This is a genomic window from Methylocaldum sp. (assembly GCF_035627495.1).
GTDB lineage: Bacteria > Pseudomonadota > Gammaproteobacteria > Methylococcales > Methylococcaceae > Methylocaldum.
In genome coordinates, this window is sequence record NZ_DASPLO010000217.1 from 13,172 (window position 1) to 34,036 (window position 20,865).

The 20,865-nt window shown below is 58.0% G+C and carries 12 protein-coding genes and 1 other RNA gene; 4 read left to right on the plus strand and 9 right to left on the minus strand.

Annotated elements, in window-relative coordinates:
- Positions 1-63: 63 nt before the first annotated feature.
- Positions 64-5,157, minus strand: a complete 5,094-nt coding sequence (locus VEB01_RS21500) for an RHS repeat-associated core domain-containing protein (protein WP_324879103.1) — start codon at positions 5,155-5,157, stop codon at positions 64-66.
- Positions 5,158-5,692: 535 nt separating this feature from the next.
- Here VEB01_RS21500 and VEB01_RS21505 point away from each other — a divergent pair.
- From VEB01_RS21505 to VEB01_RS21515, 3 genes are all read left to right on the plus strand, one after another.
- Positions 5,693-7,771 carry a glucoamylase family protein gene (locus VEB01_RS21505; RefSeq protein WP_324879105.1) on the plus strand — a complete coding sequence of 693 codons (2,079 nt, stop codon included), beginning with the start codon at positions 5,693-5,695 and terminating at the stop codon, positions 7,769-7,771.
- A 91-nt stretch (positions 7,772-7,862) separates the two neighbouring features.
- A complete protein-coding gene (locus VEB01_RS21510; protein WP_324879106.1) occupies positions 7,863-8,954 on the plus strand; it encodes an ABC transporter ATP-binding protein in 1,092 nt (363 codons plus the stop codon).
- A gap of 129 nt (positions 8,955-9,083) precedes the next feature.
- A complete protein-coding gene (locus VEB01_RS21515; protein ID WP_324879108.1) occupies positions 9,084-10,814 on the plus strand; it encodes a cation:proton antiporter in 1,731 nt (576 codons plus the stop codon).
- A gap of 77 nt (positions 10,815-10,891) precedes the next feature.
- Here VEB01_RS21515 and VEB01_RS21520 read toward each other — a convergent pair whose 3' ends face one another.
- The gene (locus tag VEB01_RS21520) at positions 10,892-11,782 is read right to left on the minus strand and encodes a 5'-nucleotidase (RefSeq protein ID WP_324879110.1); all 891 of its coding nucleotides are present in this window, start codon (positions 11,780-11,782) and stop codon (positions 10,892-10,894) included.
- A gap of 287 nt (positions 11,783-12,069) precedes the next feature.
- Between VEB01_RS21520 and VEB01_RS21525 the strand changes: the two genes are divergently transcribed.
- Positions 12,070-12,519 (plus strand): hypothetical protein, encoded by a 450-nt coding sequence (locus VEB01_RS21525; RefSeq protein ID WP_324879112.1) that lies wholly within the window; start codon positions 12,070-12,072, stop codon positions 12,517-12,519.
- A 127-nt stretch (positions 12,520-12,646) separates the two neighbouring features.
- Here the strand turns inward: VEB01_RS21525 and VEB01_RS21530 are convergent, their stop codons facing one another.
- The 7 genes from VEB01_RS21530 to mfd form a co-directional block, all read right to left on the minus strand.
- Complete coding sequence (locus tag VEB01_RS21530; RefSeq protein WP_324879114.1) at positions 12,647-12,991, minus strand: histidine triad nucleotide-binding protein; 345 nt, start codon at positions 12,989-12,991, stop codon at positions 12,647-12,649.
- A 17-nt stretch (positions 12,992-13,008) separates the two neighbouring features.
- On the minus strand, positions 13,009-13,605 hold the full coding sequence (gene recR, locus VEB01_RS21535) for a recombination mediator RecR (protein ID WP_324879116.1): 597 nt from the start codon (positions 13,603-13,605) through the stop codon (positions 13,009-13,011).
- A 37-nt stretch (positions 13,606-13,642) separates the two neighbouring features.
- On the minus strand, positions 13,643-13,966 hold the full coding sequence (locus VEB01_RS21540; RefSeq protein WP_324879118.1) for a YbaB/EbfC family nucleoid-associated protein: 324 nt from the start codon (positions 13,964-13,966) through the stop codon (positions 13,643-13,645).
- Between the two features lie 18 nt (positions 13,967-13,984).
- Positions 13,985-15,598 carry a DNA polymerase III subunit gamma/tau gene (gene dnaX / locus VEB01_RS21545; RefSeq protein WP_324879156.1) on the minus strand — a complete coding sequence of 538 codons (1,614 nt, stop codon included), beginning with the start codon at positions 15,596-15,598 and terminating at the stop codon, positions 13,985-13,987.
- 50 nt (positions 15,599-15,648) lie between these two features.
- An RNA gene (gene ffs / locus VEB01_RS21550) (signal recognition particle sRNA small type) lies at positions 15,649-15,745 on the minus strand.
- A gap of 115 nt (positions 15,746-15,860) precedes the next feature.
- Entirely contained in the window at positions 15,861-16,871 is a 1,011-nt protein-coding gene (locus VEB01_RS21555; protein ID WP_324879120.1) for a DUF475 domain-containing protein, read from the minus strand.
- Positions 16,872-16,973: 102 nt separating this feature from the next.
- Entirely contained in the window at positions 16,974-20,459 is a 3,486-nt protein-coding gene (mfd, locus tag VEB01_RS21560) for a transcription-repair coupling factor (protein ID WP_324879122.1), read from the minus strand.
- Between the last annotated feature and the right edge of the window lie 406 nt (positions 20,460-20,865).

Here is a 20,865-nt window from a genome sequence, read left to right on the forward strand (position 1 = left end):
ATTACCAACAGGATAAAAAGTGCGGCAAGGACAATAAGTTTCCTAAAAGACATCACAACTCCATCAATAGTTCGCTGGTAATCCGTTGGGGCGGAAAGGAGCACAAACAAGCTCGCAGGACATTGGTGAACTATTCGCCCCTGAACGGCCAGAGGTATTAGCTATCTGGTCAGCTGCGGAGGCGCTTGCGGGATCTCCTTTGACATTCTGATCGAACCATTCACGGGCATCCGATATGGTGCAAGCCGTGGCCTCTCCAGACTTGCCGCGATGCGTAGCTTCACAGTTTGCTTTACAGTGGAAGTACTTGTCTGCGCCAATTGTATTGGCGTCGCGCATGTCTTTATAGTTGCCCAAGAAATCTCCAGTAGCTCCTACGACCGCTTGCCCTGGCAACGTGCCTGGCCCTTCATCTGGACCGTAGGGGCCGTGTCCCGGAGCGTGACCTAGCAATCCAAGTGGGTCGACCAAATTGACCGGGTTATTCTCGACATAGACATACAGATTAACTCCACCGGCTTCTCCAATCGGATCTCGAGACAGCCACCGGCCAATATCGGCATCATAGGCCCGGTAGGGGGCCACCGCCAGGCCGGATTCGTGATGGACGTAGTGGCCCGTATAGCCGAAGTCTACCGCGAAGGCGCTGCCCAGCAAGGCGGTTTGGCGGCCGTAGGGATCATAACGGTAGGCGGCTTTCAGGGTGCCGGCCGCGTCGGTCACGGCCCGAATGGAGCCCAGGTGGTCGCGGTGGTAGTAGAGGCCAGCGCCTTCTCGGCTTTGGCCGTCGCCGTAGTAGCGCGTGACGGTGCCGGAGAGGCGGTCTTCTTTGGCGCACAGGATCATACCGCAGTAGATGAGTCGGCTGTCTTGGGTGAGCACGCCGTTGTCGCGGTCCTGGATGCCGATGCGCCGGCCCAGGGCATCGTACTGGAACTCGCTGCGGCTGGCCGGGTTGGTACTATCTTCGATGGCGATCAGGCGGTTTTCCGCGTCCCAGAGGTACTGGCGGTCGTCCAGATTGGCGCTTTGCCTTTCGACAAGGTTGCCGTCCGGATCGTGGGCGTAACTCTCCGCACCGGCGGTAAGGAGTTGGTTGAGGTTGTTATAGGCGGCCACGGCGGTCTGGCCGCCAATGGTTTCCTGGATCCGATTGCCGGCGGCGTCGTAGGCATACGTGTAGAGAGCGACCATGCCGCCTTTGTCGTCGTCTTCATCGTCCTCGTCGTGGCCCTTTCCGTGCTTGCCGTTGCCATGTGAATGGTGTCCGGACTTGGCGTGTTTGGCGTGGCCGGCGTGTCCGCGAGCGTGGCGGCGCTTTCTATGTTCGTCATTGCCCTCATCGTGGTGGCTGCCGCTTTGCGTCGTCACCTCCAGCAATTGGCCGGCCGCGTCGTAGGTAAAGCCTTCCTGGGCGGTTTCGGTGCCCGTGCGCTGCCAGGTCGTGATCTGGCCCTCGGCGTCGTAGGTGTAGCCATTGCCGGCCAGGAGGACGTTCAACGGATCGAGGTGGTTTAGGGTTTTGAGGCGGAAGTCCCTCAGAGCATCGAAATAGCCGAACTGGGTCTCGGCTTGGTTCGGGTAGAGAACGTGCGCCAAGCGCCTCGAGTCGGCGTCGTAAGCGTATTGGAAGGTGCCCAGGTCGTTATCGTTGCGGATGATTCGGCCCAGAGCGTCATAGCTCAGGGCGTCGGGCAGGTGAGTACCGTCCGGTTTGATCACGGTGGTGGTTTGCGGCCGCCCCAGAGCATCGTAGCCAGAGGCGATGCCGAAGGCGTCGGGGCTTGTCTCCTCGGCCAGGCGCCCGGCGCCAGGCTGACCGGCGGAATGGTAACTGAGCGTGGTGATGCCCTGGCCGTTGTCGAAGACGGCTAGGCGCGGGTAAACGCTGTCGTATTGGAAGTGCCGCGTGGGCGTGGCGTTCAGCGCGTTGGGGTAGGCAATTTCCAACAGGGCGTTGTCCTTGACGTAGCGGTAGCGGGTTTGCTGACCTTGAGCGTCGGTACGGGTTTTCAGACGGCTGATGGTGGCTTCGTAGACATAGTCGAGGCCCCGGCCGTCCGCGTAACGCTTGGCTGTGGTGCGGCCCTGCACGTCATGACTGAAGGTGGTCACCTGGCCCAAGGCATCCGTCAGGCTTTCCAGGCTGCCGCAGCCGCACCAGGTGTAGCGGGTGATTCTCCCCAGGGCGTCGGTCACTCGCACCAACTGGCACAGGGGGTTATAGGCATACTGGGTGGTTCTGCCCAAGCGGTCCGTATCGCTCGCCAATTCCAGCTTGTCGTAAGCTAGGGTTCGCTGGGTGCCATCGGGATAGGTGACTTGGGTAAGCCGGTCCAGGGCGTCGTGGGCATAGGCCAAGGTATAGCCGCTCTCGTCGGTGGCCGTGGCGATGCGGCCGAGGCTGTCGTAGGTGAAGCGCGCTTGGGTGTGCCCCAGCGGATTGACTACGCGCAACAGATAGCCCTGGGTGTCGTATTCGTAGCTCGTGGTCTCGTCCAAGGCGTTGTGGGCAGTGAGGAGTTGACCGGCGGCATTCCAGGTGAAGGTGGTGATCGCGCCGGCGGCGTCCTGGTAGCTCAGCGGTCGGTGGTGAGTATCGTAAGTAAATTCGGCGAGCAGGTCGTAACCGGCGCCGTTCTTCTGCTTGACGCGCAAGAGATCGATGCCGTCGGGGGCGTATTCGTAGACGGTGGTGCGGCCCAGAGGATCGATGGCCTGGGTGGTCTTACCCAGGGGATTGTAGGCGTACTGGTAAAGTTGTGTCGTGCCGTCGTCCAGTACTCGGCCGATGCGGCTGGGCTTTTCCAGCATGCCGGCATCGACGCCGCCGCCCCAGGTTTGGCCGGGGTAGTTGTACCAGACGCGGTTTTCCAGTGGTTGTTTCTCGCTTTCCTTGACGCCGACCGACACCGAACTGTTGACCCCGTGCAGCCAGTGGGTGATGCGGGCCTGGGTGTAATCGCCCGGCGCCGTTTTCATGGCGTGCTTGTCCCAGTAAAAGCTGTTGCGGCCATTGATGTAGGAATTGAATACCGGCGAAATGCCTTGGGGAACAATCGAGTCACTGAACGGAATGCCGGGGGCTTGGTGGCGATATTCCAAGCGTTCCTTGTCGCCTTGCGGGTCGGTGGCCTCCAGCCAGCGAGTGGTGCCGCTTTCGCCGTAGGCGAAGGTGGTGGTGCCGTAGGGTGTGGTGAGGCTATCAATGAACTGGTTGGCGCCGTAGGTGAATTGTGATTGCAGCCCCAGGACGTCGGTGATCGATGTCAACTGACCGCCGGTGTAGGCGAAGACCGCCGAACGCCCGAAGGGGTCGGTGACGCGGGTGATCTTGTAGGGATCGTCGGCGTCTTCATAGGCCAGGGTGGTGACCTGGCCCAGGGCGTCGGTGATCTGGGTGATGCGCAGGTCGGGGTTGTAAGCGAGGGCGACGGTATTGCCCTGAGAATCGCGTTTTTCCGTGAGGAACACCTTCCGCGGATAGACAATGTGGCCGTCGGGCTGGCCGTAGACATCGACGCTGCCGTCGGGCTGGCGCAGTTCGTAACGCACCGGATTGGCGGAGGTTCGCACCAGCACCGATTGGGAGCTCGCTTGCGGTGCGAAGGATTGGGTGGCGGCATTGTAGCCGGTATGCACCTCCGCGCCGCCGCCGGCCACGTAGCGTTTGATGTCCCTGGCCGCGTAAGCCGGATCGTCCTCCAGATAGATGAGCCAGTTGAAGGTCCACTTGGCACCCAGGTTGGCATAGGTGAAGTTGGCCGGCTGGTTGGCTTCGCGCTGGTTGTAAGTGGCCGTGAATTTTACCGAGGGGCCTTTGGGCGGTGTGTAGCCCACCGGGGTGTCGGTGAGGTTGAGGCTGACCAGTAGCGTGTGGAAGTTATATTGGCACATGCCCTTGTCGTCGGGACAGGGCTTGGCCTTGTCGTCGTCCGGCCGGGTATCGTTCGGGTCGGAACTGCTGGTGTAACCGCGGCCGTAAACCCGGTCGGCGTCGGCCAGCGTCACCGGCCGATAGTCCCTGGGCAGCTTGCCCTCGGGAACCAGCACATAACCGGAGGCTTCTTCCTCCAGGGACTGGCGGCTGACCCACAGGTCGCCGCCGAAAGTGGGGTCTTTGATGTGCAGCAGACCGTCGCGCTCTTCGATAAGGGCCGCATAGTGGTTGACCTTCCAATGCACTACCGCGGGCATGGCCCAGTCCGCGCCGGGTTGCCGCTTCGCCATCCGATAGGGCAAGCGGGCCTTCTTGGCGAGCGCTTCGACCTGGGCGAGCGAGTAGCCCTTCGGCCCGGAGCGGGCGTTATCCACAGCACGCCGGTTCACGCCCTTGGGCTGCAACCGATCGATAATGCTTTCCAGGGCCTTGGGGCCGCACAGGTAAGCCACGCCCGGGTTATGGTCCATCATCCACAGTCCTTCCTTGGCCCCGGCGATGCGCTCGGTCGCGGGACCGGTCAAAGGACGGTCCTTGATTTCATCCAGCAGCTGGCGGAGTTCCTCTTTGTGGCCGATCCTGGCGTGCATGCGCACCAACTCGCCCAAGGCCAGATCGACCACGGCTTTGGCCGGGCCGTCCGCCGTGATCGGTTTCCCTGCTTGCCAGGCGCGGTCGAAGGCGGCCAGGGCCTTGGAAAACTGCGCGGTGTCGTAATAGATGAGGCCCAGATTGGTGAGTAGGGCGACGCGCCAGGGGCTGTCGGGATGGCGGTCGAGGTATTTGGTGAGGGCGGAGACATCCTCCCGATTTCCGCCTTGCTGATAGCGCCGGAGCGCCTCTTTGAGCGCTATAGTCTCTGCCGCCGTTGGTTGGTCGCCCACGGGAATCAGGGCTTCGGGCAACGCTCGCTTCAGGAGAACATCGCCGGGAAGGGCATCTCCGGCGCTCCCGGAGATGCCGTTTGCGATTGGAAGGGTCGTCCTGGCGCTTCCGGAGATACCGTTTGCGATTGGAAGGGTCGTCCTGGCGCTCCCAGGACGACCGTTTGCGATTGGAAGGTCCCGCGACTGAAGCGGGACGTTTGCGATTGGAAGGGCGGTCGGTTCAGCCGCGTCGACGGCGGCATCCGGCCAGGCGATCGAGCCCAGGACCAGGATCGACAAGATCAGCGCGGATCGTGCAACGGCGGACAGTCGGGTGAGGGAGGAATGCATATTTACCGGCTCATGGAAGGAAGACGATGTCGAGGCGAATTCAGCCCCGCAGGTTGGCTGGCAGTAGACACCGGAGCGGACGATCGCTTCAAGTCGGCCAAATCTGATATTTGTGTAAACAAAAGCTTACACGACGACTATAAGGTTCCGGATGGGCTTCAGAGTACGGAGGTCATCATTGGGGCAACGTGAAAGCACCCAGGCCGAAGAAGTAGCGTGATTCTTGGCAAGACTCATCTGAGGTTGTGCAGAACCCTTATCAAAAAACTATCGTTGGCGATCGGTGTGATGATTGAAGGGCAGACGCCAAACGCGCTGTAACTGACCAGTGGACCGCCCTTGAAAACTAAGTGTCAGGACACGCCTCGACTCCGCTACCCCCGAGCCGGGGCGAGCGGCAGCGAGCGATGCATCTCTTTGAATCGAACAATCCCGCCGCCCGCGAATTGAGATGCCTACCGGCATCCTCTATTCTTAGCTACTTCGACGAAACTAGGCCGATTCGTGCTGAATAAGACGACGGGCAGGCGTACACGTGAACCTTGTTAAAAAACTGTTTTTGATAGTTGGCTTGGGTGTGATGACGTTTTCGGTGCGTGGAAGCGATCTGGCCCTGAGCGATGAACCGGTGCTGAAAGAGCTGCATTTGGCGGACTTCGACGGCAAAGGGGATGATGAATCCGCCTCGTTGAGCGCTTGGACAGCCCTTGCGGAGCGACAACCGGCGAGTGTGACGTTTCGGCTGGACGAAGATCGGGCGAACTCTGCTTTAAGGAGGTCGTTCCATGTGAGCTATGCGTTGCCGCCGTCGGCTAATTCGGTGGATCTTCCGGAAATGAGCGGCGAGTTCAGCGTGTCTTTGGATCTAAAGGCACTGGACGCGGCGGATTACGACCACCTGGCCTTTTGGGTGAAAGGCGATCCGGCCGAGGGTTTCAACCCCGAGTTCGAGGTGCAGTTTCGCCGTCCGGATTCGGCTGGAAACGGGATGAAGGAAGTCGGCAGCTTCATGGTCAGCGGGATCACCGATCAGTGGAAACAGGTCGTCGTGCCCTTGAACTACATGATCGGCATAAAGGACTGGCGACTATTGTCGTCCTTCGTCATGACTTTTCCGCCCCGCGAGATGCGCATACGCAAGGGCGCATATTGGGTGGACAATGTCACCCTGATCAAGACGGGCAAGCCGGGGCCGAGCACCGGCGATCTGGTTGTCGCCGAAAAGAAGAAAGCCTGGGAGGATGCATTGGGCGGCGAAGTGGCGGCGCGTTCCAAGTTACAGGCACGACTGGCTGGCTGGCCGGCCATGGCCTTGATCGACGGTAAAACCCTGCCCGGCGACAAGCGCGAATTCCTCCGCCGCATCGCGCAGGATACCTGGCGCGGACTCGACGCACTGACCGACAAGCAACACGGTCTGCCGCTGGATCGGGTCCATTTCGGCAACGGCTCGGTAGTGCTGTCCGATTCGAAGATCGGCGATTACACCAGCGTCACCAACATCGGGTTTCATTTTCTGGCAGTGGCCGCGGCCCATGAGCTCGGGTTCATTACCCGCGAACAGGCGCTGGAACGGCTCGCCGCAACGCTCACGACCCTGGAGGCTTTGGAAAGCTACCGAGGTTTTTATTTCAACTACTACAACACCACGACGCTGGAACGTACCAGCAATTTCATCTCCTTCGTCGATTCGTCCTGGCTGACGGCCGGACTCATCGCGGCGCGGCAGACTTTCCCGGAGCTCGCTTCCCGCTGTACCCGGCTGATCGACCGAGAGGATTACCGGTTTTTTTACGATCCCGGCCACAAGCTCATGTCTCACGGGTATTACGTAAACATGGCGCTACGCTCGACCTTCCATTACGGGGTGTTTTACGCCGAATCCCGCATCGGCAGTTTGATCGCCATCGGCAAGGGCGATGTTCCGGAGGAGCACTGGTTCCGCATGGCGCGCACCTTGCCGGCGGAATTCGACTGGCAGTCGCTTCCGCCCCTGGGCCGCAGGGAAAAGAGTGCCAACGGGTTTCGCTGGCTCGGCGGCTTTTACCAATGGCGGGATTACCGCTATGTACCGTCCTGGGGAGGGAGTTTGTTCGAGGCGCTGATGCCGGCCCTGGTGCTGGATGAAGAGCGCCATGCGCCGGCTAGCCTTGGCTACAACGACAAAGTTCATACCGACATACATCGGAGCTATACCTTGGAGTCGCTGGGTTATCCCGTCTGGGGCATGTCCCCTAGCTCGACGCCGGGAGCGGACCGCTATTCGGAGTACGGCGTGAAGTTTCTCGGCACGGCGGGTTATGGCGCAGGGGTCGTGACACCCCATGCGGCAGCCCTGGCGTTGCTCACGGAGCCTGAGGAAGCGACCGCCAACCTGCGGAAGCTGGTCGAGCTTTATCCCGTTTATGGCGATTTCGGATTTTACGACGCCGTAAGTCCCGCGACGGGAGAAGTAGCGTATAACTATCTGTGCCTGAATCAGGCGATGATCCTTGTGGCGCTGGCCAACCATCTGGCCGACCACGCGGTGCAGAAACGCTTCGCGGCCGATCCGATAGTACAACGGGCGTTGCCCGTGATCGGGTTTGAAAAGTTCATCGATCAGGAACCATAACCGTGGAACAGCTAGTTAGGCGTAATGGAGTTTTTGGCCCTGGAAGCGGCGGCTCCATGCACCGGGCACATCAACTTTAGGCATACCAAGGATGGCCAGCGTCGAATTCGAACAGGTCGATAAAACTTATCCCAACGGCCATCGGGCCATCTCCGATTTGAGCCTCCGAATCGAGGACGGCGAGCTGATGGTCTTTGTCGGTCCTTCGGGCTGCGGCAAGTCCACCCTGCTGAGAATTCTGGCGGGACTTGAGGAGATTTCGGCCGGGACCATCAAGATCGGCGACCGCGTGGCGAACGAGCTCAGTCCGCAGCAGCGGAATATCGCGATGGTGTTTCAGGACTACGCCTTATATCCGACCATGACTGTGCGGGGCAATCTGGAATTTCCCTTGAAGATGCGGAAGCTCGGCAAGGAGGAAATCAGGCGTCGAGTAGGGTGGGCCGCGGACATGCTCGGATTGGGAGAGGTCATGGATCGATTGCCCAAGCAGCTTTCCGGCGGGCAACGTCAGCGCGTCGCCATGGGGCGGGCGCTGGTGCGGGAGCCGACGGTGTTCTTGCTCGACGAGCCGCTGTCGAACCTGGACGCGAAGCTGCGCACGCAGGTACGGGCGGAAATCGGCGACCTGCAGCGGCGTACGGGCGCGACCATGATCTATGTCACCCATGACCAAGTGGAGGCCATGACCTTGGGGCAGCGTATCGCCGTGCTCGACCAAGGCCGCATTCAGCAGGTGGCCAGCCCCAAGGAGCTATACGAGCACCCGGCCAACACCTTCGTTGCGGGATTTATCGGTAATCCGCCGATGAATTTGTTTACCGCGGAACTGCGAAAAGATCTCGACGGACGGCTGCAATTGATGGTTAACGGGCAAGCCTTGCCGGTATCGCCCGACAAGCACGCGGCAAACCTTCGCGACGGCGGCCTGTCCGTTACCGCCGGTTTCCGGCCGGAAGCCGTGCGTTTGTCGGAAGACGGCGGAGCGGGCTTTCCCGCCACGCTCGTCAACGCGGAATATCTCGGTCACGAAACCTTGCTTCACTTTCGGCCCGGGCGGAGCGGCGATCAGCCGGTGGAGGCACCGGTCTGGACGGCCAGGTTGCCCGGATTGCACATTTTTTCCAAAGGCGACGCCGTTCGCCTGACGGTGTCGCCGGATCAGATCTACCTGTTCGATTAGACGCGTTTACCGGAACGGCCGGTAAGGCTGTCAGTGCACGGCTGAACGAACCGGGAAAAATCAAGTCGGAGTTTTATTCGTCGCCGGCTCCACAAAGTGGCTAAGACGTCTTCAGCCGGGGCGGGAATCATGATCGAGTGGAAGCAACCGGCTTTTTTTCTTGAATTGCTGGTCATTCTGACCAGTTCGCTCATCAGTGTCGTCGTTTTTCGGCGCCTCCGCATTCCGGACATCCTGGCTTATCTATTCGCCGGCGCGCTCATTGGGCCTTATGCGTTGGGCTTGGTAAAAGACGACGAGAACATTCGTTTATTCTCCGAGCTGGGCGTCACCTTCCTGCTATTCGATCTGGGGCTCGAATTTTCCCTGCCCAGGCTTCTCGCACTGCGCCGGTCGGTGTTCGGCTTGGGCATATTGCAACTGACCCTTACGATCGCCGTTCTATCCGGTGCACTGATCTGGTTCGGCGGCTATTCGGCGGCAGCCTCTCTGGTCATCGCCGGGGCGCTGACGGTGTCTTCGACCGCGATTATCGTGCGGGAATTGTATGAGTTGAAGCTCGGCAACCGGCACCACGCCCAGTTGTCGGTAGGGGTTTCGATTCTTCAGGATCTCGCCGCCGTAATGCTTCTGATACTAATCCCGGCGCTCGGAGTTACCCCCGATCAACCGGTTTACGAGCAAATCGCGTGGACTATCGGCTCGACTCTGCTTCTGGGAGGCTTTCTTCTTGGTGTAGCGCGATGGGTGTTACCGCACGTTTTCTATGAAGTCACCAAGATTCAGTCCGAAGAAATCTTTGTACTGACGACCTTGGTGATCGTATTACTCTCGGGTTGGCTGATGAATTCGTTCGGCTTATCGATGGCTTTGGGCGCATTCATCATCGGAGTCATGCTGGGCGAGAGTGAATTCCGCCATCAGGTCGAGGCGAGCATCCGACCGTTCCGGGATATTCTGATGGGGCTGTTTTTCGCGAGTCTCGGCATGAAACTCGACATCGGACTGTTGAGCGGCGAGTGGTCGATGCTCCTGCTCGGTACGGTCCTAGTGGTTCTATGCAAATTGGCCATGACGATCGTGTCGGCTCTGATCGTTGGCGAATCCTTAAATACCGCCTGCAAGGCCGGGCTGATATTGGCGCAAGTGAGCGAGTTCGGCTTCGCTCTGATTGCCCTGGCCACCGAAGTGGGCATATTGACAACGGACACCAGTTCGCGGGTCCTGCTGATTGCCTGGGCCACTATGGCCCTGAGTCCCCTGTTAATCCGCTACAACTTCGAAATCAGCCAGGTTCTGGCCGGGGTTACGGGACGGCGACTCTCGGCGCGTGACAAAGAAAGCGAGCACATTCCGCCGGATTTGGCCGGTCACGTCATTCTCGCCGGTTATGGCCGGGTAGGGCAGATGATCGGGAAGTTTTTGCAGGCCAACGATATTCCGTTCATCGCGATGGACATCGACAGCGAACAGGTGAAACGAGGACGCAAGGACGGAGAGTTGGTGATTTACGGGAGTTGCGACCGGATCGAGCTACTCGAACACTGTCATATCGGTCGCGCGCGCCTGGCCATTCTAACGTTCAAATCGCTAAAGGAGGCTCAGCGGGTGGTCTCGAAAATCCGCTCGTCGGGATATGTGTTGCCGATCATCGTGCGGACTCAGCATCACAGCGACTACACGGGCTTGATCATGGCCGGCGCCAATCACGTCGTGCCCGAGATGTTCGAGGCCAGCCTGCTGATGGCGGCGGAAGTCCTGACCATGCTCGGCCTTGCCAAAGCCGAAGTGGAGGAGCAGGTCGACGCCGAGCGGAAGCGCCATGGCCATCTAAAGTGGACCAGCGCCAGGCAATCGTGAGAGGTTGTGAAAAAAACTACTGTGCAGCCGAGTCCGCTCGCGACGGTTTTTTCACAACCTCTGATGAGTGGTGGGAGCTAACGGTTGGCGATGCCGTGCGGCACGTGGCCCGTGGCGACGTGAAGGCAGGCGGACTCGCAGTGGCCTTTTTGGTCGTCGAAAAAAATGTCCGCGCCGAATGCTCGGAGAAACGGGCCTTTGTCCATGCCGCCCAGAAACAGCGCTTCATCGATACGGATGTTCCAGGCGCGCAGAGTGCGGACCACCCGTTCGTGGGCTGGAGCCGCTCGGGCCGTTACGAGAGCGGTCCGGATCGGTGACTGGTCCGGGCCGAACAGGGTCTGAATCTGATGGAGTGCGGCTAGAAAGGCCTTGAAAGGGCCGCCGGAAAGCGGATTTCGCGCCTCGGTTATTTCATTTTCAGTGAACGCTTGCAAGCCATCGGAGCGGTAGATGCGCTCCGATTCGTCGGAAAACAGCACGGCATCGCCGTCGAAGGCGATTCGTAGTTGCTCGGATTCGTTCGCGGACTTGCTGGACGACATGATGGTGGCCGCTGCGTAACCGGCATCCAAGGCCTTGGCCACGTCCTCCGCATTCGTGGAGAGGAACAGGTGTGCGCTGAAGGCTGCGATGTAATTGAACGGGGATTGGCCGCTGGTGAACGCCGCGCGGCAGACATCGAGCTCATGATGCTGGATCGAATTGAAAACCCGCAGCCCGGTATCCGCGCTATTGCGCGACAGCAAGATCACTTCGACCATCGGGGCGGGCAATACCTTGTTCAGCGCCAGGAGCTTTTTAACCAGCGAAAAAGCCACGCCCGGCGCCAGCACCTTGTCTTCATGCTCGACTTGATACCGGCAAAAGGACTCTTTACCTTCCTGTTCGAAAATGGCATGGGATTCGTCCAAGTCGAATAACGCTCTGGAAGAGATGGCCACGACCAGTTTCTTGTCCTGTTTCATAAGCTTTGCCGTTGGGTCTGGAAGTCCGGTCACGCCGTTAGCAGTCCATCAAAAAAATGATCCATAATCTCAGTACGGGCACTAATGGCTGCCCGGCAGGTCGTAGTCGCTGTGTTCCGGTTTGCGTTCAGTCGTCCGGCCGGCCGAGTGAACCCTAAAAATCCGCTTGATTAAACGAGTTAATATATACATTTTTTGCCTCCTGCCGCAAAATCTGTCCTCCTTTTAGGAACGTGCCAAAATTATTCAACTGCCAAATCACCTGAGAATATAACAAGGCGCCAGCCATGAAAAACTTATTGCGCAGCAAGTATTCACTTTTATTCTTATTTTTGTTCATCGTCCTGCTTTATGTTTTTCAAGACAAAGCAATTGTTCCCTTCGTGATGAAGGTGGTCGAGTCGGACCTGTTTTTTGAGAAAGAAGCGGAAGAAGAACAGTTGGGAAAAGTCAAGAACGAACGTACCGACTTCGCTCTGATGCACTGCAAGAACTCGATGAAAGAGGAGGGCACGCTGCCTGAAAACGCAGATTTCCTCGATGACAAATACGATGCTTGGGCCTTGGGCAATCGGACCTATGTCATTCGCTCGAGTGTAAGAGTGATGGATCCCGAAAAAGGCCAGGCCGAGAAAAAGTTCGCCTGCAAAATCCGTTTGGTCGAAGGGGACGCGACGGACTTCAATAATTGGTCGATCCTTGGCATAGATTTCAATCCGGAAGCCGAGGGGGAATAAGCATTAGAGCATCTTTTCATTCGGTATAGCGCCCGCGAAAGCGGGCGCTATACGGCCTGATCCAGCAATGTCCGGCGCCAAAATGCCGGATCTTTTGAAAGGCTGAGAAACTCGGCCCAAGACGAGATTAGCCCGGCGGCCAGCTCATCGGCCGTCCGCCGAGAACATGGAGATGGAGGTGATAAACGTCTTGGCCGGAATCGCCCCGGCAATTAATGACCGTGCGGTAGCCTGTTTCCGCTATGCCTTCGGATTGGGCGACTTTCTTGACCGCTTGCAATAGCTCGGAGGCTAACGCCGAATCGGTCTCGGGCAGATCGTCAAGCGTCGGGACATGGCGCTTCGGTATGACCAGCACATGAACCGGCGCCCGCGGCCGAATGTCCCGAAACGCGAGCACGTGATCGTTCTCGAATACCACCGCGGGCTTGATGTCGCCGGCGACCATCTTGCAAAACAGGCAATCCGTCATCGTCTTCTCCGCTCGGTTTAAAAATCTTTACGGCCATTGAACGCATGAGCCAAAGTGGCGCCATCGACGTATTCCAATTCGCCGCCAAAAGGAACGCCATAGGCGATGCGGGTCGTCCGAATCCCGTTCTGCCTCGCCATCTCGCTGATGTAATGGGCCGTGGCTTCGCCTTCCACCGTAGTGTTAGTGGCCAAGATGATTTCCGCGACTTCGCCCGACTCCAGCCGCTGCTCCAAAAGGTCGAGACGCAATTCGTCCGGGCCGACGCCGTCCAGCGGAGAAAGCCTTCCGTTGAGTACGAAGAAGAGGCCCTTGAAGCCGGTTGCGTGGTCTATGGCATATACCTCGGCGGGAGTTTCTACGATACACAACTGCGATCTGTCGCGATTGGGATTGGCGCAGATGTTACACAGCTCGCCTTCGGTTAAGGTGCGGCATAACGCGCAATGTCCGATTCTCTCAAGGGCGGCCAGCAGCGATTCGGCGAGATGTCGCGCGCCCTGCCGGTCGCGCTGAAGCAGGTAAAACGTCATACGCTGGGCCGATTTCGGGCCCACGCCTGGCAGACAGCGCAGGGCTTGCATCAACTGGGACAAGGCGCCGGTTTTTTGCATTGCCGATACGACGGCTAGATTTGGGGTTGAGAGCGATTCAGAATGGCAGTTTGAATCCGGCCGGCAACTCGATGCCGCCCGTTAAAGCGGACATTTTATCCTGTTTGAGGCGGTTGACCCGGTTTACGGCATCGTTAACCGCGGCTGCGACTAGATCCTCCAGCATATCGCGGTCGTCTTTGATCAGGCTTTCGTCAATGCTGACCTTCTTCGTTTCCTTTTTTCCATTCATGACGACCTTGACCAATCCGCCGCCCGATTCGCCTTGAACTTCCAAAGCGGCTAATTCGTCTTGGGCCTTTTGCAGGTTTTCCTGCATCTTCTGCGCCTGCTGCATGAGGTTGGCGAGCGGGTTTTTCATGGGATTCTCCGTCAGTCTTCAATCTATGGGTTTAATGGAGCCGGGGACGATACGGGCGTCGAAACGCTCTTTCAGTGCCCTGATGTTCTCGTCTTGTTCTATTTCGATTTCCGCAGTCCGCTGGCGTTCCTCTTTTTCGCGTTGAATCTGCGAAGCGGGCGTTTCCCGGTTTGGCGCTTCGAGTTTGATCGTCAGTTTCAAAGAACTTCGGAAATAATCCTGCAAGGCTTTTTCCAGGTTGGCTTCGACCCGGCTGACGCGGAGGTGAGTATGCTGTGGGTCGAGCGCCAGCACGCAGGATTTTTCGTCCAGATCTTGCAGCACGCAGTTGTTGGCCAGTTCACGGGTCATCCCGGCGATGCCCATCGCCTGGACCAATCCGTGCCAGTCGTGGCTCGATTCGGCTTGAGGCGCATGTACGGCGGGGCCAGGCTCGACTTGGACCGTTGCGGGAGCGGGTGGCACGTCGACCACCGGACGGGCGATTTTCGGCGGATCTGGTTTCCGCGGGGGCGTCGTATCGGTGGCGCTGGGCAATTCCGCCGATTTCATCGCCGGACGGAAGGCCAGCATGCGCAACATCACCATTTCGAAGCCCGAGCGCGGGTCGGGGGCGAGCGGCAAATCCCGTTGACCGATCAAACCGATCTGATAAAACAGTTGTAAATCCTCCGCGCCGATCCTGCCCGCGAGATCCAAAATCCGGTCGGCGTCGTCCTCTCTCTTGATCGCCTCGGGAACCCATTGGGCCAGGGACGCGTGGTGCAGGATGATCAGGATTTGTTGCAGTACATCGGCGAAATTCGGTGTGTGTTCCGCCATGTGTTCGATATGCCTCAGCAGCGATGCGGCGTCGCCCTCGGCCAGCGCCGCCAAGAGTTCGAAGACGGGATGTCTCGCCACAGTGCCCAGCATGGCGCTGACTTCGGCTTCCTTGAGGCGACCTCCGCCGTGGACGATGGATTGATCGAGAAGGCTAAGCCCGTCGCGCATGGAGCCTTCCGCGGCACGGGCAATCGACTTCACGGCGTTAGCCTCGAATTCGATACTCTCGCGCCTCAGGATTTCCTCCATTTGCATTCGGATCTGATCCGAAGTCAGCCGCTTCAAATTGAATTGCAGGCACCGGGACAGCACCGTGACCGGAATTTTTTGCGGATCGGTCGTGGCTAACAGGAATTTGATATGGGGCGGCGGCTCTTCCAGGGTTTTGAGCAGGGCATTGAAGCTATGCCCCGATAGCATGTGCACCTCGTCGATCAGGTAGACCTTGTACCGCCCTTGGTTGGGCGCGTATTGCACGTTTTCGAGCAGGTCGCGGGTATCTTCGACTTTGGTGCGCGAGGCGGCATCCACCTCGATCAAATCGACAAAGCGGCCTTCGTCCACTTCCCGGCAGATAATGCATTCGCCACAGGGGTCGTAGGTTTTTCGACCTTCGCAGTTGAGCGCCTTGGCCAGAATGCGAGCGATGGTGGTCTTGCCGACGCCGCGGGTGCCGGTGAAGAGATAGGCATGGTGCATCCGGTCGAATTCCAGGGCGTGGGTCAACGCTCGGACCACATGTTCCTGGCCGACGATTTCGCTAAAGGTGCGGGGACGCCACTTCCGGGCTAGGGCCTGATACGGCATTGCGGGTTTGTGCAGGCGATCGACCGGGATGAATGGTTTAGGGCGGCAAGCCACGCCAGCCACACCTCGGCACACGAATCCGCTGCTACCGCTGCTCCCTTCCGGGCCTGACGGGGTTTACAGTGTATCGTTGCGAGGGGACCGACGCGACTCGCCATTGAACTCGGAACCTCAGCCAAGGAATTCCCCGGGCTGGACTAAAGAAAACGTATTATCGTCGATTAAGGGCAAGGCTTCAAGGACATGTGAAGTTTCCATTATCCTAAGCGGTCTTCCGGCGCAGAGATCTTCGCTTATAACGGATGGACGACAACAACGACAGCAGAATGAATCCGATGCCGGTCAATCCGGTTATCAATTCGGATACTTCGACCACCATGCTGGCCAGCATCAATAGGGCCAAGGCGCCTATGGCATAGTGGGCGCCGTGTTCCAGGAACAGATATTCGTCCAGAGTGCGCTTGTGAACCAGGAAAACCGTCAGGCTACGTACGAACATCGCGCCTATGGTCAGGCCCAGCATGATAATCACGACGTCCTTGGATAACGCGAAAGCGCCGATGACTCCGTCGAACGAGAAAGACAAATCGAGTATTTCCAGATAAAGGAAGGACATGAACCCGGCTTTATGCGCCGTGTGTTCGGCAGCTTTGGGATTTTCGAAGAGAGCGGACAGGCTTTTTACCAGCACGAATAAAATGACGCCGGCCAATCCAGCTATCAGGGCATCCAGGCGCTCTTCGAGCAGCAGATAGTATTGGGCGGTCAAAAGAACGGCGAGTGCGGTGATGACCTCGATGGATTCCAGTTTGCCGAGGCGCGACAATCGGCGTTCGATCCAGCCCAGCCAATGCAGAGTCCTTTCCGACTCGAACAGAAAGTGGAAGAACACGAGCAGCAGATACATGCCGCCGAATGCAGCAATCTGTATATGCGCGGACGTGATATGACGGGCATACTCGTCACCGTCCCGAAACGCCATGATGGTCACGTCCTGCAGGCTGTGCCCCGTGATGACGGCGACGATCAGGATGGGCAGCAGAAAACGGGCGCCGAATACGGCGATGACCATACCCCAGGTGAGAAAACGCCTCTGCCAGCGCTCGGTCATGTTTTTCAGCACCGAGGCGTTGACCACGGCATTGTCGAATGAAAGGCTGACTTCCATGACGCTCAAAATGCCCGCCAGAAAAAGACCGTTCAGTCCCGCCCAGTAGTAAGCGGTCGACAACCCAGCTATCAGTACTAAAAAGGAAAACAAGAAATACCGCACAGGGAACTCCGCATTAATCCGCATTAAAAAGTACGGCTATGGTCTTTCGATAATCGATCTTCCCGTTTCCGAGAGCTCCTGGCGAAGGCTGCTAGTGCCGAATTAGGCGGCCAGCTGCTTCAGCAATTGGCCGATGAAGGCGACTTTACTCTCGGGGCCATCGAAGGTGCCGAAAAATTTCAGTTTATCCGCGCCGTCAAGTTTGTAGGTTTGCGGTTGAGCTTGAATTAGACGGATAACTTGGGTTGGATCGATAGCCGGATTCGAGTTGAATAACAGGCGGCCACTTCCGGAACCCGCTTCGATCTTGTGAACTCCGAGAGCTTCCGCTTTCAATTTGAGTTCGGTAATTGAGAACAAGTTCTTAGTCGCCGGGGGTAGAAGCCCGAACCGGTCGATCATTTCGACCTGCAGCTTACGTAAATCGTCTTCGTCCTTGGCGTTGGCGAGTCGCTTGTAGAGCACTAGGCGAGTATGAACATCCGGCAGATAGGTATCGGGGATGAGGGCGGGGCACTGAAGATCGATTTCCGGGCCGGCTTCGTGGGGGAGAACATCGAGATCCAGCGGCTTGCCCGACTTGAGCGCCGCCACCGCCCGCTCCAGCAGTTCGGTATAGAGGCTGAGACCGATCTCTTGAATCTGGCCGCTCTGTTCATCCCCCAGCAGTTCGCCGGCGCCACGGATTTCCAAATCATGGGAAGACAGCATGAACCCGGCTCCGAGTTCGGCCGTAGCCTCGATGGCCTCCAGCCGCTTGACCGCGTCGGCGGTCATCAAGGATTTTGGCGGTACGACCAGATAGGCATAGGCACGATGGTGCGAGCGGCCGACCCGCCCGCGGATCTGATGCAATTGAGCGAGTCCGAGCAAATCAGCGCGGTTGATGATCATGGTGTTTGCCGTCGGAACATCGATACCGCTTTCGATGATGGTGGTGCATAGCAGTACGTTGAAGCGCTGATGGTAGAAATCGAGCATGATGCGCTCCAGTTCCCGCTCCGCCATTTGTCCATGGGCTACGCGGACACGGGCGATCGGCACCAGTTTTTCCAGGTCGCGCGCCGCTTTTTCCATGGTTTCGATCTTGTTGTGCAGGAAATAAACCTGCCCGCCGCGTTTGATTTCCCGGAGAATCGCTTCCTGAATCAGCGCGTCGTCCCATTCGTTGACGAAGGTCTTGATAGCGTGGCGGTTGGGCGGAGGGGTGGCGATGATGGAAATATCCCGAAGCCCGGACATCGCCATGTTGAGCGTCCGGGGAATAGGCGTCGCCGTCAAGGTCAAAAAGTCCAGTTCGCTGCGCAGTTTCTTGAAGTGCTCTTTCTGGCCGACGCCGAACCGGTGCTCCTCGTCGACGATCACCAACCCCAGATTCTTGAAGCGGACGTCCTTTTGCAAAATCTTATGGGTGCCGATGAGAATATCGATGGTGCCCTTGGCCAGGTCTTCGACGAGTTGATCCTGCTGCTTCTTGCCGACGAAGCGCGAAACCACTTCGACCCGGATCGGCCAGTCGGCGAACCGATCCCGAAAGTTCTGATAATGCTGCTGCGCCAACAGGGTCGTGGGCACGAGAACCGCCACCTGCCTGCCGTTCTGGGCGGCAATGAAAGCGGCTCGCATGGCCACCTCGGTTTTGCCGAAACCGACATCGCCGCAAATGACTCGATCCATGGGGCGGGTTGAAGCCATGTCCTTGATGGCATCGACAATGGCGTTCTCCTGATCGGGTGTTTCCTCGAAGGGGAAACCGGCGGCAAAAGCGGCATATTCCTCGGTTACGGCCCTATAGGCATGCCCCTCTTTGGCCGCGCGCTTAGCGTAAACATCGAGCAGTTCCGCCGCGACATCCCTCACCCGCTCCAGGGCTTTGCGCTTGGCCTTCTGCCATTGCTCTCCGCCCAATTTGTGCATCGGCGCGGTATCCGGGCTGGCGCCGCTGTACCGGCTGATCAAATGCAGGGACGATACCGGCACGTAGAGCTTGTCACCGTTTGCATATTCGAGCGCGAGGAACTCCGTTTCGATACCGCCCACCGTGAGCTTGGTCAGGCCCAGATAGCGGCCGACGCCGTGGTCCTCGTGCACGACCGGCGAACCGATATCCAGCTCTTCCAGGTTGCGGAAGATCTGGTCCAGATTGCGCTCGGTTCCCGTCCTGCGTCGCCGTCGCTGTTGAACCTTCTCCCCGGAAAGCTGCGTCTCCGTGATGATGGCAAGCGGGGGCTCGGAAAGCCATAGCCCGTGGTCCATCGGTGCAACGACCAGGCAGAGGGTTTTAGTCTCCGTGGCTAGAAAATCTTGCCAGCTTTCGACGACGTGGGGCCTTATGGCGTGTTTCGCAAGCGTGTCCAGCAGCGCTTCCCGATGGCCAGCGGTTTCCGCTACGAACAAGATCTTGCCCGGTGTCTCGGCTATGAAAGACGAAAGCGCGGCAGCCGGCTGTTTCAGCTTCGGATCTATCGCGACAGGTGGGAGCGGCCGGCAGTTGTAGTCGGCCGAATCGAATCTTTCGGAGGGTCGCGCGAGGGACGATGCAATCAATATTCTGGGATGGGCGCCGAGCTGCTCGGCCAGGATGCCGGGTGTCAGATATAGCAATTCAGGCGAAAGCGGGGGCCTGTCGATATGCCCCGATCGTTGGTTGTGCCGTTGTTCGGCCTCTCGAAAAAACGTTTCGGCGGCATCGTTGATCGAGTGGTGCAGAACAACCGTGGTTTTTTTCGGCAGATAGTCGAATAAGGTTTCGGTGCTGTCCACGAACAGCGGCAAGTAGTATTCGATGCCGCCGGACGCAATTCCTTTGCTGACGTCCTGATATAAAGGATTGTTGATCGATGCTTCGGAAAAATGCATTCGAAAAGCCCGTCGAAACCGTTTAATTGCTTCGTCGTCGAAAGGAAATTCGCGAGCGGGAAATAAACTAATTTCCTTTACCTTTTCCAGGGAGCGTTGAGTATCGGTATCGAAAGTCCGGATCGATTCCACTTCGTCGTCGAAAAGTTCGATGCGATAGGGAATGGTGCTGCCCATGGGGAAAAGATCGATGATCGAGCCCCGTACCGCAAATTCCCCGTGCTGCAGAACTTGCGACACACACTGATATCCGACGCTTTCCAGCCTTTGCCGGGTTTCTTCGAGATTAAGCCGGCTGCCCACCTTTAATACAAAGGTGTTGGCCAATACGTGGGAACGCGGGGCCAGCCGCTGCATCAGCGTCGCGACCGGGGTGATAAGTATCCCATGCTCGATACGCGTCAACTGAGCGAGCGTTTTCAACCGCTCAGAGACGATTTCGGGCAGAGGGGAGAAAACATCATAAGGCAAGGTTTCCCAATCGGGAAAGTGGAGTACCGGTGCGCTCCCGTCGAGAAAGAATTCGATCTCGTGTTCTAGTCTAAGTGCGGTTTGCGTATCTTCGGTGACGATCAAATACAGCCGTTTATCTTGCTTTACGGCTTGAGCCAAGGCCAGAGAATCACCACACCCATTTAGGTTTTGCCAGACCATGGGGGTTCCGTTATGGATCGGCGCGGCGGGTGTGAACAGCGAGATGGCTTCCAAATGTTTTTCAGCTTGATTCATGGTTCTGAGGTGAGGAATGTCGGGTAAATGACTAACCGGGTAGTTCGTCGTCGCAGGAAATTCTGGTCTAGCCCCTCGCGCGGGCGAGTTGGCGGTATTCGGAATGTCTGCCGATATATAAGGTCAAATTGTTGGGATGTAAGACCTGCGTCAATACATCTTGGTTCTTGGGGCCAATCATTTGCTTTAACACTAGAGATTTCGGAATCAGCGCTCTTTGACTCTATCTAACTGTCTAAGTTAAATGATTTCTGTGTAGCGGAGCAAATTAGCAAACTGATCGGTCTGAGGTGATGCATAAGGCTCCGAGCTAATCGGGTGTTATCGAGAACGTTACATAAAACGATTCCTTGGGAGTTTTCGGCTTCCGGAATATCGTGCTCTCGGCACATATTCTCAGGTCGCG

What these genes read in the sequence shown, in the direction of transcription:
- mfd (WP_324879122.1), bottom strand. Translation starts at nt 20,459, where the DNA reads ATGAATCAAGCTGAAAAACATTTGGAAGCCATCTCGCTGTTCACACCC.
- VEB01_RS21515 (WP_324879108.1), top strand. Translation starts at nt 9,084, where the DNA reads ATGATCGAGTGGAAGCAACCGGCTTTTTTTCTTGAATTGCTGGTCATT.
- VEB01_RS21530 (WP_324879114.1), bottom strand. Translation starts at nt 12,991, where the DNA reads ATGACGGATTGCCTGTTTTGCAAGATGGTCGCCGGCGACATCAAGCCC.
- VEB01_RS21500 (WP_324879103.1), bottom strand. Translation starts at nt 5,157, where the DNA reads ATGCATTCCTCCCTCACCCGACTGTCCGCCGTTGCACGATCCGCGCTG.
- VEB01_RS21525 (WP_324879112.1), top strand. Translation starts at nt 12,070, where the DNA reads ATGAAAAACTTATTGCGCAGCAAGTATTCACTTTTATTCTTATTTTTG.
- VEB01_RS21510 (WP_324879106.1), top strand. Translation starts at nt 7,863, where the DNA reads ATGGCCAGCGTCGAATTCGAACAGGTCGATAAAACTTATCCCAACGGC.
- recR (WP_324879116.1), bottom strand. Translation starts at nt 13,605, where the DNA reads ATGCAAAAAACCGGCGCCTTGTCCCAGTTGATGCAAGCCCTGCGCTGT.
- VEB01_RS21520 (WP_324879110.1), bottom strand. Translation starts at nt 11,782, where the DNA reads ATGAAACAGGACAAGAAACTGGTCGTGGCCATCTCTTCCAGAGCGTTA.
- dnaX (WP_324879156.1), bottom strand. Translation starts at nt 15,598, where the DNA reads ATGCCGTATCAGGCCCTAGCCCGGAAGTGGCGTCCCCGCACCTTTAGC.
- VEB01_RS21540 (WP_324879118.1), bottom strand. Translation starts at nt 13,966, where the DNA reads ATGAAAAACCCGCTCGCCAACCTCATGCAGCAGGCGCAGAAGATGCAG.